This is a genomic window from Mesorhizobium sp. W016 (assembly GCF_054719485.1).
In genome coordinates this window covers 1808536-1825278 of sequence record NZ_JBTTIF010000002.1, presented here as the reverse complement: position 1 = coordinate 1825278, position 16743 = coordinate 1808536, and the positions used below count along the sequence as shown (strand labels likewise).

14 protein-coding genes are annotated in these 16743 nt (G+C 62.1%); 5 read left to right on the top strand and 9 right to left on the bottom strand.

Annotation, left to right across the window (positions count from 1 at the left end):
• Positions 1-177: 177 nt before the first annotated feature.
• Complete coding sequence (locus ACYG9V_RS09195) at positions 178-2148, bottom strand: acetoacetate--CoA ligase (protein WP_023825875.1); 1971 nt, start codon at positions 2146-2148, stop codon at positions 178-180.
• A 361-nt stretch (positions 2149-2509) separates the two neighbouring features.
• Here ACYG9V_RS09195 and ACYG9V_RS09190 point away from each other — a divergent pair, with 361 nt between their 5' ends.
• Positions 2510-4363 carry an AsmA family protein gene (locus ACYG9V_RS09190; protein WP_352626314.1) on the top strand — a complete coding sequence of 618 codons (1854 nt, stop codon included), beginning with the start codon at positions 2510-2512 and terminating at the stop codon, positions 4361-4363.
• 42 nt (positions 4364-4405) lie between these two features.
• Here the strand turns inward: ACYG9V_RS09190 and ACYG9V_RS09185 are convergent, their stop codons facing one another.
• The 7 genes from ACYG9V_RS09185 to ACYG9V_RS09155 all read right to left on the bottom strand — a co-directional run bounded on the left by ACYG9V_RS09185 (position 4406) and on the right by ACYG9V_RS09155 (position 12534).
• Entirely contained in the window at positions 4406-5224 is an 819-nt protein-coding gene (locus ACYG9V_RS09185) for an ABC transporter permease (RefSeq protein WP_023689320.1), read from the bottom strand.
• A complete protein-coding gene (locus tag ACYG9V_RS09180; protein ID WP_031199416.1) occupies positions 5221-6186 on the bottom strand; it encodes an ABC transporter permease subunit in 966 nt (321 codons plus the stop codon). Before ACYG9V_RS09180 ends, ACYG9V_RS09185 begins: the two co-directional genes overlap by 4 nt.
• Positions 6187-6195: 9 nt before the next feature.
• Positions 6196-7335 carry an ABC transporter ATP-binding protein gene (locus ACYG9V_RS09175; RefSeq protein WP_023697298.1) on the bottom strand — a complete coding sequence of 380 codons (1140 nt, stop codon included), beginning with the start codon at positions 7333-7335 and terminating at the stop codon, positions 6196-6198.
• Between the two features lie 83 nt (positions 7336-7418).
• Positions 7419-8516: a polyamine ABC transporter substrate-binding protein gene (locus tag ACYG9V_RS09170; protein ID WP_023689323.1), complete on the bottom strand. Its 1098-nt coding sequence runs from the start codon at positions 8514-8516 to the stop codon at positions 7419-7421.
• 426 nt (positions 8517-8942) lie between these two features.
• Complete coding sequence (locus ACYG9V_RS09165; RefSeq protein WP_023689324.1) at positions 8943-9896, bottom strand: DMT family transporter; 954 nt, start codon at positions 9894-9896, stop codon at positions 8943-8945.
• Positions 9897-10056: 160 nt separating this feature from the next.
• Positions 10057-10956 carry a DUF2167 domain-containing protein gene (locus ACYG9V_RS09160; RefSeq protein ID WP_031261879.1) on the bottom strand — a complete coding sequence of 300 codons (900 nt, stop codon included), beginning with the start codon at positions 10954-10956 and terminating at the stop codon, positions 10057-10059.
• A 150-nt stretch (positions 10957-11106) separates the two neighbouring features.
• Positions 11107-12534 (bottom strand): helix-turn-helix domain-containing protein, encoded by a 1428-nt coding sequence (locus tag ACYG9V_RS09155; RefSeq protein WP_352765659.1) that lies wholly within the window; start codon positions 12532-12534, stop codon positions 11107-11109.
• A gap of 248 nt (positions 12535-12782) precedes the next feature.
• Between ACYG9V_RS09155 and aceA the strand changes: the two genes are divergently transcribed.
• From aceA to ACYG9V_RS09140, 3 genes are all read left to right on the top strand, one after another.
• Positions 12783-14072, top strand: coding sequence for an isocitrate lyase (gene aceA, locus ACYG9V_RS09150; protein ID WP_023701808.1), 1290 nt, complete (start codon positions 12783-12785; stop codon positions 14070-14072).
• 55 nt (positions 14073-14127) lie between these two features.
• On the top strand, positions 14128-14370 hold the full coding sequence (locus ACYG9V_RS09145; protein WP_023669318.1) for an SMc00767 family acetate metabolism repressor: 243 nt from the start codon (positions 14128-14130) through the stop codon (positions 14368-14370).
• A 276-nt stretch (positions 14371-14646) separates the two neighbouring features.
• The gene (locus ACYG9V_RS09140; RefSeq protein ID WP_023669317.1) at positions 14647-15108 is read left to right on the top strand and encodes a response regulator; all 462 of its coding nucleotides are present in this window, start codon (positions 14647-14649) and stop codon (positions 15106-15108) included.
• A gap of 30 nt (positions 15109-15138) precedes the next feature.
• Here ACYG9V_RS09140 and ACYG9V_RS09135 read toward each other — a convergent pair whose 3' ends face one another.
• Positions 15139-15840: an HAD family hydrolase gene (locus ACYG9V_RS09135; protein WP_031196692.1), complete on the bottom strand. Its 702-nt coding sequence runs from the start codon at positions 15838-15840 to the stop codon at positions 15139-15141.
• Between the two features lie 86 nt (positions 15841-15926).
• Here ACYG9V_RS09135 and ACYG9V_RS09130 point away from each other — a divergent pair, with 86 nt between their 5' ends.
• A complete protein-coding gene (locus ACYG9V_RS09130) occupies positions 15927-16742 on the top strand; it encodes a class I SAM-dependent methyltransferase (RefSeq protein ID WP_155922418.1) in 816 nt (271 codons plus the stop codon).
• Position 16743: the final 1 nt, after the last annotated feature.

Here is a 16743-nt window from a genome sequence, read left to right as displayed (position 1 = left end):
TGAGCGAATCTGATCCTCAGGGGACGAGGAGCGGGATTTCTCCCTCAAGTTACGTGCGACTATCGACGCCGGGCCTTAACAACTCCTTACCGGCCGTCCAAAGAATTTACGAATGTGTACCACTCATGAAATCTAGGTAAATTCGACCGACATATCTGGTTAACCATCCCGGCCGCGTCACTCAGCCAGCTGCGGCAGGTTCCTGAACAGCTCCAGCGCCTCTGGATTGGCCAACGCTTCCTTGTTCTTGATGGCGCGGCCATGCACCACGTCGCGCACTGCAAGCTCGGTGATCTTGCCCGATTTGGTGCGCGGAATGTCGCTGACGGCGACGATCCTTGCCGGCACGTGGCGCGGGCTGGCGCCGCTGCGGATCTTGGAACGAATGCGCTTTTCCAGATCCTCGTCCAGCGTCACGCCGGCGGCCAGCCGCACGAACAGCACGACGCGCACGTCATTGTCGAAATCCTGGCCGATGCACAGCGCCTCAAGGATTTCCGGCATCTGTTCGACCTGATTGTAGATCTCCGCCGTGCCGATGCGCACACCGCCCGGATTGAGCGTCGCGTCGGAACGGCCGTGGATGATCATGCCGCCATGCGCGGTCCATTCGGCGAAGTCGCCGTGGCACCAGACATTGTCGAAGCGCTCGAAATAGGCCGCATGGTATTTCTTGCCCTCAGGATCGTTCCAGAAGCCGATCGGCATCGACGGAAACGCCTTGGTGCAAACCAGCTCACCCTTTTGCTCGCGGATCGGCTTGCCGTCATCGTCCCATACATCGACAGCAAGGCCGAGGCCGGGACCCTGGATCTCGCCGGTCCAGACCGGTTGCGTCGGTACGCCGAGCACGAAACAGGAGACGATGTCGGTGCCGCCGGAAACCGAGGCCAGATGTACGTCCTTCTTGATGCCGTCAAAGACGAAGCGGAAATCCTCCGGCGACAACGGTGAGCCGGTCGAGGAAATCGCCCGCACACTCGACAGATCATGGCTGCGGATCGGCTTGAGCCCGGCCTTGCGCACGGAATCGATGAATTTGGCTGAGGTGCCGAAAAAGGTCATCTTCTCGGCATCGGCGAAGCTGAACAGCACATTGCCGTCGGGGTGGAAGGGTGAGCCGTCATAGAGCAGCAGCGTGGCGCCCGAGGCCAGGCCCGACACCAGCCAGTTCCACATCATCCAGCCGCAGGTGGTGAAGTAGAAGAAGCGGTCGCCTTCGATGAGTCCGGCATGCAGCCGGTGTTCCTTGACATGCTGGACCAGCGTGCCGCCGGCCGAATGGACGATGCATTTGGGAATGCCGGTGGTACCTGACGAGAACAGGATGTAGAGCGGGTGCGCGAACGGCAGCCGCTTGAACGTGACCGCTTTGGCGGTAAAGGGTAACAGCGCCTCTTCGAGCGCCACGGCCTTGTCGATGATCGCTGCGATATCGCGCGAGGTACCGAGATAGTCGACGATCAGGACCTTGCGGACGGTTTCGAGCTTCGCCGCAACGGCAGCGATCTTGTCGGCTACCTCGATTGCCTTGCCATTGTACCAATAGCCGTCCGGCGCAATGAATATGACCGGCTCGATCTGGCCGAAACGGTCGAGCACGCCCTGCTCGCCGAAATCGGGGGAACAGGACGACCAGACCGCGCCGATGGAGGCGGCCGCCAGCATGGCGGCGACGGTTTCCGGCATGTTGGGCATCATCGCCGCGATGCGGTCGCCCTTTTTAACCTTGAGCGACAGGAAAAGCTGCTGAAAGCGCGAGGTCAGCTGGTGCAGTTCGCTCCACGACAGCCGCCGCTCGATCTTGTCCTCGCCGCGAAAGACGATCGCGTCACCGGAACCGGTCTTCTTCAGCAGGTTCTCGGCGAAGTTCAGCGTCGCTTCGGGAAAGAACGATGCGCCGGGCATCTTGTCGCCATCGACGAGCACGGGCTCGCCCGCATCGGTCCCTTTGTCGCCGACAATGCCGCAAAAGTCCCACAGCAGGCTCCAGAAGCCCTCGCGATCCTCGACCGACCAGCGGTGCAGTTCGGCGTAGGAGGCGAAGGATGTGCCGCTTTTGGCCGCTGCTGCCTTCATGAACGCGGTCAGTGGTGCTGCGTCGATCTGGTCTTGCGTCGGAGTCCAGAGCGGTGCTTCGGCAGCCATGATCGATCCTCCTTGAAGCCCGTCGCGTCGCAAGATAGATATGCTTTTGTTTGATGCACGTCGTTGTCCCGGAACCGCTGCTCTTCCGGGCGACATGCACTAGCCTCAGCTTTACAGGCGCCGCTGTCCCAAAAACGCCGCGCCTCGTAACAGGCTGAAGCTGCATCGCTTATGCCTACCACCGTGCGGCAGAGCAAGATTTTGTTCCGCTAAACTCGGCCATATGTGCGCAATTGCCATCGCCGGGCCATAAAGACTTGAAATGCCTCAGCCCTAAGTCGTAGTGACGGCTGGAAGGCGTGGTGACGACTGGCGGTTACACCCGTCAGGCGTTTATCGGAATGAAAGCAACCGGGGCAATATGCCATCACCTTTGATCCGGCGCGGAATATGGGCGATCGGCGTTGCCGTGCTCGTCATCGCGCTGGTCGTCGCCGCTCTGCCGCTGTTTGCCTCGACCCGGATCGTGCGCGATCGCATCGCCTGGGAGATGAGCGCGTGGAGCGGTTTCAGGGTCACCATCGCCGGTTCGCCGCGCATCGAGGTGTGGCCGAAGTTCCGCGCCATATTGAGCGACGTCACGCTGTCCCAGTGGACCGAGACCGACGCGCCGCCGGTGATCGAGGCCGAACGGGTCGAGGTCGACCTTTCGGCCATGGCGGCGCTGCAGGGCGATGTGGTGTTTTCGACGGCGCGGCTGGTGCGGCCGACGATCCGGGTCCAGCGCGCCGCAAACGGCATATTCCTGCCCGCCATACCAACGGGCGGACGCATCACCCGCTCCATCGACACGGCGCGCGGCGTGGTCAACGCCGATCCGACGAAGCCGGATCTGAGCAAGCTGCCCGCCGATCCGTTCGGCACCGTGGAATTCAGGGACGGCCGTATGGTCGCCTCCGTCGGCGGCAAGGACGTCGAATTGTTGACCAGCCTGTCCGGCCAGGCGAGCTGGGCAGCGATGAACAGCAACGCGACCTTGTCGGCGACCGGAATCTGGCGCGGCGAGAGCGTCACCGTCGATGCCGCCTCGCCCAAGCCGCTGGTGCTGTTTGCCGGCGGCGCCGCACCGGTCACGTTTTCGTTCAAGGCAGCGCCGGCCAGCTTCTCGTTCGACGGCACGGCCAGCATGTCGCAAAACGCCTATTTCGATGGCCAGGCGAAATTCGCCGCGCCCTCGCTGCGGCGCGTGCTGGAATGGTCGCAGGCCGGCATTGCCCCTGGTACGGCGATCGGTTCGGTCTCGATTTCGAGCAAGATCACGGCGACCGCCGGCCGCGTCAAATTCGAAAACACCGCGGTGACGCTCGACAGCAACCCGGGAATGGGGGCCCTGGATTTTTCGTTCGGCGACGCCTTGCCGGTGATATCAGGCACACTCGCCTTCGATACGCTCGACCTCAGGTCGCTGTTTTCGGCCTTCACGCCGCTGGCGCCGACCGGCGAGACCGGTCCCGGCGAAATCGACACCAGCTTCGCCGACCGGATCAATCTCGATCTGAGGCTGTCAGCGGCACATGCCTCGGCCGGCGCAATCCAGCTTGCCGACGTCGCCGCTACGGCGCAGGTGAAGAACGGGCTTGCCGTCTTCGATATCTCCGATGCGTCGGCCTTTGGCGGCAACGTGCAAAGTAGCCTGCGTTTCGACCGCAAACCGGAGGGCTCGCAGGTCGAGATCCGGCTGCTCGCCTCCGACATTGACGGCGCCGCTTTCGGCACCGCGGCCGGAATGACGCGGCTGGTGCCGGCCAGCACCGGCACTGTCTCGGTCATTCTCAAAGGGCCGGGCAAATCCTGGGACTCGATCTTCGAGAACGCGGACGGCTCGGTCTCTGCGACGTTCGGGCCGGGCGCGCTGAGCGGGCTCAATTTGCCGGCATTTCTGAAGCACACGGAACAGGGCGGCTTCTTCGCGCTCGACGACGTCTCGGACGGGACACTGCCGATGGACGGCGCCGAGCTCAAGGCCACCATCTCGAAGGGTGTGGCAAGGCTGGACAAGGCCGAGGCCAATTCGGCGAAATACAAGGTCTGGCTGTCCGGCATCGCCTCTTACGGCGGACGCGGGCTGGCGCTTTCGGGGGGTGTCACCCAGGCCGACCCGGCAGCGGCACCGGTCAATGGCCAGCAGGGATCCAACCAGTCGTCATTCTTCGTCGGCGGCACCTGGAGCACGCCGTTCATCTCGCCGATCAGCCGCGGCGTCTCAGGCGAATAGCCGGACCCTTACCGGGACCGCTCTATCCCTCGTTTGACGCAATCAACCGCGCTGCGCGGCCTGTTCGTCGAGCTGGCGCTGCACCTCACGCCGCTTGTTGGCGACCGAAGCGATGATGACGCCTACCGCCACGACGGCGATCAGGATGGTGCAGGCGGCGTTGATTTCCGGCGTCACGCCGAGACGCACCTGGCTGTAGATCTTCATCGGCAGCGTGGTGGCGCCAGGCCCGGAGGTGAAGGAGGCGATGACCAGGTCGTCAAGCGACAGGGTGAAGGCCAGCATCCAGCCGGAGACGATGGCCGGCATGATGACCGGCAGCGTGATCTGAAAGAAGGTCTTTACCGGCGTTGCGCCGAGGTCCAAGGCAGCTTCTTCCAGCGAACGATCGAACGACACCAGGCGCGACTGCACGACGACAGCCACGAAGCACATGGTCAAGGTGATGTGAGCAAGCGTCACGGTCAGGAAGCCACGGTCGAGACCGACGGCAACGAACAGCAGCAACAGCGACAGGCCGGTGATGACTTCCGGCATGACCAGCGGCGCAAACACCATGCCGGAAAACAGGATGCGGCCGCGGAAGCGGGTGTAGCGGGTCAAGGTCAGTGCCGCCAGCGTGCCGAGCACGGTTGCCACAGTGGCGGAGATGAGAGCCACACGCGCGGTCACCCAGGTGGCGTCCATCAGCCCCTGATTGTGGAACAGCGAGGCATACCATTTGGTCGAGAAGCCGCCCCAGACGGTGACCAGCTTCGACTCGTTGAAGGAGAAGATGACGAGCAGCACGATGGGCAGATAGAGGAAGGCAAAGCCCAGCACGACCGAGGTGACGTTGAAGCGGCTCCAGCTGGTGTTCATTTGTCTTGCTCCTGGGCGCGCGCCTGGGCTCGCTGGAATAGCATGATCGGCACGATCAGCAGCAATAGCAGGATCACCGCCACCGACGACGATACCGGCCAGTCGCGGTTGCTGTTGAATTCGTTCCAGAGCGTCTTGCCGATCATCAGCGTCTGCGATCCGCCGAGCAGGTCGGGAATGACGAACTCGCCGACCGCGGGAATGAACACCAACAGGCAGCCGGCAATGACACCGGGCAGCGACAGCGGGAAGGTGATTTTCCAGAAGGCTGATGTCGGCGGGCAGCCGAGATCCTTGGCCGCCTCGATCAGCGAATAATCCATTTTTTCCAGCGAGGAATAGAGCGGCAGCACCATGAATGGCAGGTAGGAATAGACGATGCCGATGAAGATCGCATAGTAGGTGTTGAGAATGATCAAGCGTTCGTCGATGATGCCGGTGGCGAGCAGCAGCTGGTTGAGCAGGCCTTCAGGTTTGAGGATGCCAATCCAGGCGTAGACGCGGATCAGGAACGACGTCCAAAACGGCAGGATCACCAGCATCATCAAGGTCGGGCGGATCGTTGCCGGCGCACGCGCCATGCCATAGGCGATCGGGTAGCCGACGAGCAGCGTAAGGACCGTCGATATCGCGGCGATGATGACGCTGGTCACATAGGCTTTGAAGTAAAGCGCGTCTTGCGCCAGCAAGGTATAATTGTCGAAGTTGAGTTCGCGGAAGCCGGCGAAGAAACCGGACATGCCGTCCCTGAAATCGAGCACGGGCGTGTAGGGAGGCATGGCGATCGCCGTCTGCGACAGCGAGATCTTGAAAACGATGATGAACGGGATGAGGAAGAAGAACAGCAGCCAGAGATAGGGCACGATGATGACGAGCCGGCTGACGAAGCCGGCGCCGAGCCGTGTCAGAAACGGTTTGGCCGCTGTCGATGGGCCGGTGCCGGTGATGGCGATGTTGGACATGCCCGCCCCCTACCGCGTCAGCACGACGCCGGCATCCGGCCGGAAGGAGACCCAGGCGCGGTCGTTCCAGGTCAGCGGGTCCTCGGTGACTCGCGCCGCGTTGAGCGCGCTTGCCCTGATGATCTGGCCGTCATCCAGCCGGATGTGGTAGACGGTCATGTCGCCGAGATAGGCAACGTCGTAGACCTCGCCCTCAAGCGCATTGACTGCGTCGGCCGGTTTCTTCGACGACACCTTGATCTTCTCCGGCCTGATGGCGAAGACGATGTCGGAACCGGCCTTTGTATCGGTGCTGTTTTCGACGACGATCTGGGCCCCTGTCGCGCCGGTAATGCGCGTGGTGTTTGCCGCACGCTCGGCGACCTTGCCTTCGAACATGTTCACATTGCCGACGAAGTGGGCAACGAAGCGTGAGCTCGGCGCCTCATAGACTTCCGCCGGCGTCGCCACCTGCATCACCTCGCCCTTGTCGATGATGGCGATGCGGTCGGCCATGGTCATCGCCTCTTCCTGGTCGTGGGTGACGACGACGAAGGTAAGGCCGAGATTTTGCTGCAGGTCCATCAGCTCGAACTGCGTTTCCTCGCGCAGCTTCTTGTCGAGCGCGCCGAGCGGCTCATCGAGCAGCAAGACTTTTGGCCGCTTGGCAACCGAGCGGGCGAGCGCGACGCGCTGGCGCTGGCCGCCCGACAATTGGTGCGGCTTGCGCTTGGCGAACTGCTCTAGCTTCACCAGCTTCAGCATCTCGGCGACGCGCTTTTCGATATCCGGTCCCGGCATGCCTTCCTGCTTGAGGCCGAAGGCAATGTTCTTTTCCACGCTCATATGCGGGAACAGCGCATAGGACTGGAACATCATGTTGACCGGGCGGCGGTAGGGCGGGATGCCGCGCAAGTCCTGGCCGTCGAGAAGGATACGGCCGGCGGTGGGCTCCTCGAAGCCGGCAAGCATCCGCAGCAACGTCGACTTTCCGCAGCCCGACGCGCCGAGCAGGGCGAAGAACTCGCGCTCGAAAATGGTCAGCGACAGATTGTTGACGGCGGTGAAGTCACCGAACTTCTTGGTGACGTTCTCGAATTGGATATATGGCTTGGCGTTCGGGTCGTTCCATGGCGCGAAATCCCTGCGGATGCTGCCAAGCGATTTCATGTCCCACTCCGTCCTATTTTTTTGCTTCTTGCCCCAGAGAAGAATGGTCCCGGCAGGTGGCTGCCGGGACCATGTCGCATTGCTTACTGGCCGGTGACGATCTTGGTCCAGCTGCGCGTGATCAGGCGCTGGGTCTTGGGATCGTAGGGCTGGACCGTATAGAGCTTTTTCAAGGTCTCGGCGTCCGGATAGACCGCCGGATCATCCAGCAGCGCCTTGTCGACGAACTGCTGCGAAGCCTTGTTGCCGTTGGCATACAGCACATAGTTGGACGACTTGGCGATCACTTCCGGCTTCATCATGTAGTTGAGAAATTCGAGTGCCTCGGCGGCATGCGGCGCATCGGCGGGAATCGCCATCTGGTCGAACCACATCTGGGCGCCTTCCTTGGGCACGGAATAGCCGATCTCGACGCCTTGCTTGGCCTCGACCGCGCGGTTGCGTGCCTGGAAGACGTCACCCGACCAGCCGACCGCCAGGCAGATGTCGCCGTTGGCGAGCGCGTTGATGTATTCGGACGAATGGAATTTGCGGATATACGGCCGCACCTTCAGCAACGTCTCCTCGGCCTTTGCGATGTCGTCAGGTGAGGTGCTGTTCGGATCGAGGCCGAGATATTTGAGCGCCGCCGGGATGATGTCGGCCGGCGAGTCCAGCACATAGACGCCGCAATCCTTCAGCTTGGCCAGGCTGTCGGGATTGAAGAAAATATCCCAGCTGTCGATCTTGTCGGTGCCGAGTGCAGCCTGCACCTTCTTGATGTTGTAGCCGATGCCGACCGTGCCCCACATGTAGTTGATCGAATATTCGTTGCCCGGATCGTATTTGGCGGTGCGCTCCGAAACCGTGTCCCACATGTTGGAAATGTTGGGCAGCTTCGACTTGTCGAGCTTCTGGAACACGCCGGCCTGGATCTGGCGGGCCAGGAAGTTGCCGCTGGGCACGACGACGTCATAGCCGCTGCCGCCGGCAAGCAGCTTGGTTTCGAGGATTTCATTGGAATCGAAGGTGTCGTAGACGACCTTGATGCCGGTCTCCTTGGTGAAGTCGTCAATGATCGAACTGTCGATGTAATCCGACCAGTTGAAGACGTTGACGACGCGATCCTCGGCATGGCCGCCGACGGCGAAAAGCGTCAGAAATGCCGAGGTTGCCGAAAGCCAGAGCGCTTTGCGGATCATGCTGTTCTCCTTTGATGAGTGTTCCTTCGCCAAGTCGTCGCTGTTCGAGCGCGATTGGGCATTTGCTTCAGAGTATTGAGCTTTCCGGGCAGCCACAAGCATGAACTGCCGGCGCCATCCGGGCGGTTCGACGAGCGGCAGATGATGGCTCTGTGTGCCCGCATGGCGGGCGCGCTGACGCCGTCAGAGGCTTTCGCCGCGGCGCGGGCAGGGATACGACGCTGTGGTCCGGTCTTGGTCCGACCGGCGGGGACACTTGGCAAGATAAGCCTGTCTTGTTGTTGCCGTGCCCCCAGCCTGCCCGTGCCGCAGCAAGGTTGTCAATGGCCCGCGCGGGGAAGCTCGGTCAATAGGGCGTGCGGCTTCGCTAATTGGGGAAAGACGGGCGTAATTAGGGAAGACGGGCTCAACCAAGGGAAAGGCGGGTCAATTAGGGGATGGCAGGCCGGTGGTCCCCGGCCGTGCAGGTCTCGCCTGGCGCTTGAATTCAAGCGCGATATGGACGAGCAGCGCGGCGACCACCACCGCGCCGCCGATGATGGTGCGCACCGAGGGCACCTCGCCATGAACGAGCCAGACCCAGATCGGTCCGAGGATCGGCTCGAACGTGCCGAGGAGTGCTGCGATCGCCGCCGGAACCAGCCTCGCGCCGGTGGCGAAGAAGGCAAGGCCCAGGCCGAGATTGATGACGCCGAAGGCAAACAGGAAAGCCATGTCGTGGGCCGACGTGGCAAACTGCGTGGCTTGCGATGCGGCGAAAGCCGCTGCCAGCATCGTGCCGAGGCACGTCGCCGGCGTCATGCGCACATGGGCGAAGCGCCGGGTGATGACGGTGGCAATCGAGAACATGACGGCGATCAGCAGCGACAGCCCGTCGCCAATGGGCGATACGGCGCCGTCGAGCGATTCCGACACCATGATGGCGACGCCGGCGATGACGGCGGCGATCGCCACCCAGGTCGCGACGGCGACGCGTTCGCGAAACAGCACCCAGGCAAGCAATGCCGCCAGCAGCGGCACACCGGCCTGCATCAACAGGATATTGGCAACGGTGGTGTAGGCGAGCGCGACAACGAAGCACGTCGACGCCGTGGCGAAACAGACGGCCACGGCAAGGCCGGGCAGGCCCATGTCGCGAAACAGCCGCAACATGCCGCGCCAGCCGTCGCGCCAGGCCATGAAGCAAATCAGGAACACAGCCGCCCACAGCGAGCGCCAGAACACCACCGTCCAACTGTCAGCGGTGTCGATGAAGCGGGCGATGGTGCCGCCAAAGCTCCACATCAGCGCCGACAGGAACACCAGCAGCAAGCCGACCCGCTCTTCGCGCGGCGAGACGATCGGCGATGCGGCGATTGGAGAAGATGCGGTATCGGTCATGGGGCGCGACTGTCGGCTATCTCGGGGCGGCATGATGCACAATGGACGACAGAAACGTGCCGCATTCTCTAGCGCATAGGCTACCGCCGGAGGTGATCCAGCCCGGCATTCCCTTTGGCGCACCGCCAACCGGCAGCCATACGGGCAAACACCGCCGTTTCTAGGACGTGCCCTTGTTGCCGCGGATAAAGCGCCAAAGACCGGCCAACGGTACCAGCAGCAGAATGCCGAACTTTTTCAGGGCGATGAGCGCGACCGCAATCAGGCCGGCCTTTGCCGCGAGTTTTCCGGCGATGAGGCCGCCAATGCCAACCGCGGCGACCGTGTCGGTGCCTGGCAGAAAATCGGTGTATTTCTTGCCGGTGTTGAAGTCCGCCACGCCCAGCACTTCGTCCAGGCTCTGCTTGATCTCCGGCAATTGTTCAACCGTAGCGATGTAGCTCATCACGAAGACGCCTTCCCGGCCGAGGAAACGGACGTCGTAATTGAGCGTGTGGACGGTATCGTCTCCGAACTGCAGTTCCTTGGCCCAGTGCAGCCGCTTGTGGACGAAATCATAGACCGGCGGCGAGGCCCAGCCGATCAGCTTGATCGGGGGAAAGCCGCCCTTCACCCGCTGATCGTTGGCCGACAATGTGTCCGCCTGCATGCTGCTCAGCAATTCGGTATAGTCGATGGATGCGGCGTCGGCGTCATCGACATGGCCGATCTTTTCATAGCGCAATTCGATGCCCCAACCGTTGCCGGCGATGGGCTCGTACTTGGCCGGGAAGATCATGCCGATTGCTTCGGACGCGGTATCAGGCGGATTGCCCCAGGCCTCGGTCAGGACGGACGTCGCGTCCTTCTTGCCCAGAAAATAGAACTTGTCCTTGAGATCGAGATGGATGCCTTCGGGAAGGTCGACCGCGCCGGTCTTTGGATCGATTTTGTCCAGGAATGCCTTGCCGTCGTCACTATACTGTTGATAGTCCTTGAAGAATTCCGAGGATTTTTCTGCCAGAACAGGCCCCGCCAAAAGGGCAAGCGCCACGCCAAGCCACAAAGCTTTCCTGTTCATAAGCCATCCCCCCCTTGGCTGCCCTGCAGCTCACCTTCGATAGCGCAGCGCCGATGCTTAATCAATATTTGGTTCGGCGACGGTTCGGGCAGCGCTCTATTGCTTAGCGCAAACAGCTGCGGTCTTCCGCGACCTCCAGCCCGAGAAGCATCACTGGAAATCGAAGGCGCTCAGGCCCGTCGCCATCTCGTCCAGGCCCAGCGGACGGGTCACCGGCGGCTCGGCGCGGGCGAGGCAGCCGATGCGTTCGCACAGCCGGCAAGCGGGACCGACCGGCGTGGCGGCGCCCTGTCCGGCCTTTGCCGGCAGCCCGGCGCCATAGACGCTCTCGTCGCGAAAGCCGATATCGCAGCCCAACAGCAGCGCGGTGCGGCGCGGGCGCTCGGAGAACGAACCCTGCGGCCCCTCGAGCGTGCGTGCGATGCAGAGGAACTCGGCGCCGTCGGGCATTTCCACCGCCTCGACCAGGATCTGGCCAGGCGAAGCGAAAGCGGCATGGACCGGCAGTTTCGGGCAGCCGCCGCCAAAGCGGCTTTGCGGAAAGCCCTGGCCGCCGGCCTTGCGGAAGCGGTTGCCGGCATTGTCGACCTCGAGCATGAAGAACGGCACTCCGGACAAGCCAGGACGCTGCAGCATGGTCAGGCGGTTCGCCGCCTGTTCGAAGGAGACGCCGAAACGCGAGCGCAGCACATCGATATCGTAACGAGCCCGCACGGCGGCGGCATGAAAGGCCTGATAGGGCATCATCAAGGCATTGGCGGCGTAGCGGCCGAACTCGAAGCGGGCGAGCCGGCGGGCTTCGTCCGTACCGAGCTTCAGCGCCTGAATTTCGCCGGCGATCGCGACCGTCATGCGGATCAGGCAGGCCTCCATGGCGACTTCGCGCAACTGGTCGAACGGCGACAGCCGCTCCGATAGAAAAAGACGCTGCGAATGACGGTCATAACGGCGGCGCCAGTTCGGCATGGTGGCGACCGGCAGCACTTTAACGACAATGCCATACTCGCGCTTCAGCCACGCCTTCAGCGCGCCGAACAGATCGTCGCCGGGGTCGAGCACCGAGGTGAAGGCCTCGGCCTCTTCCTCCAGTGCTGCAAAATGGTTCGGCCGGCGCTCGAAAATCTCGTGCACTTCGTCGATCGGCAGCCGCGCACCGGACAGCGCCGTGGCGCGGCCCTCGCGCGCCAGAAGCTCGTTGAGATCGGACAGCCGCTCGGCCTGCTCGCGGTAAGCGCGAAACAGTTTTATCATCGCAGCCGATGCGTTGGGGGCTGCCTCGGCCAGTTCGATCAGTTCCTGGTCGCCCGGCAGCTCACCGGCAAGCAGCGGGTCGCCGAACACTTCCTTCAAGGCCGAGATCGACCCTCTCGCCTCACCCTGCAATTCATGCGGGTCGACCTTGTAGACAGAGGCCAGCTTCAGGATCAGTTGCACCGTCAGCGGCCGCTGGTTGCGCTCGATCAGGTTGAGATAGGACGGCGAGATGCCGAGCCCTTCGGCCATCGCCGTCTGGGTCAGGCCTCTGGCGATGCGGATGCGGCGGATGCGCGGCCCGGCGAATATCTTCTGGTCGGCCATCGGCTTTCCTTGACAGGAATTTACACGACTTGCGAGCGATGAACGGCGCACCATCTTTTACAATCATGACAGATTTACCGCGATAAGCAGTCAAACACAACACAGGTTTTCTCTTATTTTCTACCAGAAATAGCGGTTTTCCTCGCTCTCGTCGCGGCGCAGTGTAAATGATGTCACACACAGACGACGCACACTGTCCCAGGGCGCGGCGTTTCAAGACACTGAGATCGATTGATCTGGAGTGACCAATGACTGATTTTTACAATCTTGTCCCATCCGCGCCCGAAGGCCGCTTCGACGGCATCGAACGAGCCTATTCGCCGGACGATGTGAAGCGGCTGCGCGGGTCGGTCCAGATACGCCAGAGTCTTGCCGAAATGGGCGCCAACCGGCTGTGGAAGCTCATCCACGAGGAAGACTTCGTCAATGCACTCGGCGCCATGTCGGGCAACCAGGCGATGCAGCAGGTGCGTGCCGGGCTGAAGGCAATCTATCTCTCGGGCTGGCAGGTCGCCGCCGACGCCAACACCGCGTCGGCCATGTATCCGGACCAGTCGCTCTATCCCGCCAATGCGGCGCCCGAACTGGTCAAGCGCATCAACCGCACGCTGCAGCGCGCCGATCAGATCGAGACCTCGGAAGGCAACGGCCTGTCGGTCGAAACCTGGTTCGCGCCGATCGTCGCCGATGCCGAGGCCGGCTTCGGCGGACCGCTCAACGCCTTCGAGATCATGAAGGCGTTCATCGAGGCGGGCGCTGCCGGCGTCCACTATGAGGACCAGCTGGCCTCTGAGAAGAAGTGCGGCCATCTCGGCGGCAAAGTGCTGATCCCGACCGCCGCGCATATCCGCAACCTCAACGCGGCGCGTCTGGCGGCCGACGTGATGGGCACGCCGACGCTAGTCGTGGCACGCACCGATGCGGAAGCGGCAAAGCTTCTGACCTCCGACATTGACGAGCGCGACCAGCCTTTCGTCGACTACGATGCCGGCCGCACGGTTGAAGGCTTCTACCAGGTCAGGAACGGCATCGAACCGTGCATCGCGCGCGCCATTGCCTATGCGCCGCATGCCGACCTGATCTGGTGCGAAACATCCAAGCCCGATCTGGCGCAGGCCAAGAAATTCGCCGAAGGCGTGCGCAGGCATCATCCGGGCAAGCTGCTCGCCTATAATTGCTCGCCGTCGTTCAACTGGAAGAAGAACCTCGACGACGCGACGATCGCCAAGTTCCAGCGCGAGCTCGGCGCCATGGGCTACAAGTTCCAGTTCATCACATTGGCCGGGTTCCACCAGCTCAATTTCGGCATGTTCGAGCTGGCCCGCGGCTACAAGGCGCGGCAGATGGCCGCCTATTCCGAGCTGCAGGAAGCCGAGTTCGCGGCCGAAGTCCACGGCTACACCGCGACCAAGCACCAGCGCGAGGTCGGCACCGGTTATTTCGACGCCGTGTCGATGGCGATCAGCGGCGGCCAGTCCTCGACCACCGCCATGCATGAATCGACCGAGCACGCGCAGTTCAAACCGGCGGCGGAATAACAGAAAACAACCAGAGGAAACGCCCAACAGGGCAAAGGGACATAGGAGAAGAAAAATGGCATCGATAAGCCGCGTCAAGGAACGTGCAGAAGAGCAGTCGACCACGATGAGCGTCGACCAGCAGGCGACGATCCGCATGCTGGCCAACGACCTGCACAGGCTCAATCAATCGGTGATGAAGGCAGTCGAGGCCGGCGTCTCGGTGGAACTGGTGCGCTCGGCCCGGCATCATGGCGGCGACGGCAATTGGGGCGACCTGCTGATCCCGGTGATCGTCACGCAGAAGAGTCACGGCTGATCTTCCCTTACGGAAGCTTTGTGCTTGTGGAACCTATGGGCCCCGCCGCTCACTGGCCGATTTCAACGTCACCCGCGAGTTTTCAGCGCGGGTGACTTTCGCTTTTGAGCGTGAACTTAACTACAGTTCGAAAACAGAACTTGTCTCCGGGGTTTAATATTTCCGGCTATATTTCGCAGGTCCGTCATTTCAGCTTGACATGGCGGGCGATCTCACGCCAATTGGCTCTCGGATTTCAACCCTGCATTGAAGCAGCGCCGAGTGCCCGCCCCGCCCATGTGCCCTGTGAACCGCGAGACCGACACCGCCAAACATCTGAATTCGTCAAGCAGGGACGCGAACTCCGAGATATCAACGGATTTCTCCCACGTGCTGGTCGTTGGAAAATCGCCGATCAACCGGGTGGTGGTGTCGAAGATCGTCGAGAAGTCCGGACTGAAGCCGATCTCCGAGTCGCCCGAGATGGCGGCCAAGACATTGCGAACCCTCATTCCGGGCGCCGTCGTTCTCGATGGCGGCCCCGACAACGAGGACTGCCGCGCGCTGATGGCGGCCATCGACGCCTTGCGGCGGACATCTGGGCGGTCGCTCCCCAAGGTGATCCTGCTTTCAACCAAGACCGGCACGCCCGACAGCCTGGGTCTGTCGAGCGTGGTCGATGTGGTGGTAACCAAGCCGATCACCACCGAAAGGCTGCAGCCGGTGGTCGACCGGCTGATCAGTCTCGGGCGCGGCTGATCGCAATCCGCCCGAACGCGTGTGGGGCGGTCAGCCTTCCTTGCCGATGCTCTCGATCAAAGCCGGCAGTTCGCCAAGATCGACAAGCTGACGAAAACGCGGTGCCTCGACCGGCGGCTCGACGTGTTCGAGCACCCAGGTCAGCTCGTGCGGCACATACACACCCCAGCTGCCGGCCTCGATGGCCGGCACCACGTCCGACTTGAGCGAATTGCCGACCATCATGCTGGTCTGCGGGCTGCCGTGACGGCCAAAGATCCTGGCATAGGTGGCGGCGCTCTTGTCGCTGACGATCTCGACGGCATCGAACAGGTCGCCAAGGCCGGACGCCGCCAGCTTGCGCTCCTGGTCGAACAGATCGCCCTTGGTGATCAGCACCAGATGGTAGGCGCCGGCGAGCTTTTCGACTGTCTCGCGCGCATGCGGCAGCGCCTCGACAGGATGGCCGAGCATGTCGCGGCCGGCGGCAAGGATTTCGGCGATCGTCGAGGCCGGCACACGGCCCTCGGTCACTTCTATCGCCGTTTCGATCATCGACAAGGTAAAGCCCTTGATGCCGAAGCCGTAGACGGCAAGGTTGCGCTTCTCGGCCTCCAGCAGCCGTGCCGAAATGTGCTCGGCCTCGCCATGGTCGGCGAGCAGGGTTGCAAAATGCTTCTCGGTCAGGCGGAAGAACTGTTCGTTCTGCCATAGGGTATCGTCGGCGTCGAAGCCGATAGTGGTCAGGGGCATGGTCGACTGTCCCGTTCAAGTGAAGGCAATGATGTAGACGTTGTCGCCGCACACTGCTAGCTACGGCAAGGGAATGGTGGGAAGCAATGCCGGAATTGGGCGCCTGGAAGCGTGAACTGGAGCAAATTGTGGGCTCCTTGCCAGGGCGTACTCCGACTGAACTCATAAATGCCATCCGAGATCTTGGCATCGCCATGGGACACGATACCGGCGAGGCGTTGCTTGAAACCTACCCGGAGATCCTTTCGTACCGACCGGCGCTGACCGCCGCATTCGGCAAGATGGTGCAGGAGCAAGATACCGCCGAGATCAGGCACATGCTGGATCAGGATCTGAGCGGTCCGGCATCCTTCGGGCAGATCGCAGCGGGAAAAACAAGCATCGGCGTGCTGTCATCCAGGGATGCGTATAATCGCCTGAACGAAGTCTTCGATCAGGTCGATTTCGGCAGCTGCTGCCGCGCTGTCATGGTCGGCTGCGGAGGGCGTCCGTTTACGATGTTCCGCATACACGACCAGACTGTCGTCCCCGAAATCATCGGTCTCGATATTGTGCCTGAAGCGGTCGAAACGGCAAACAGGCTTGCGGCCAAGCTCGGCTATGTGCGGATGCGGGCCGAGCTTTGCGACGGCCGCGACTATGACTATGGCGAGGCGCAGGTCGTTTACGTCGCCAGCATGGTATCGCCCAAGGCAGCGGTGGTTTCTCGCATAGCCGATACCGCGCCTCAAGGTGTGCAGATCGTCTTGTGGGAGCCGGTCTCGCTTGGCAGGCTGTGGGCGGAAAGCGTAGAAAGAACGCTTGATCCCCGGCTTGCGGTTACCGGCCGCACGAGCATCCATCGAAATATGACGCGGGACGTGTTCGTTGCACGCGGGAGTGTTCCCAGGCCAGCAAGCTGAT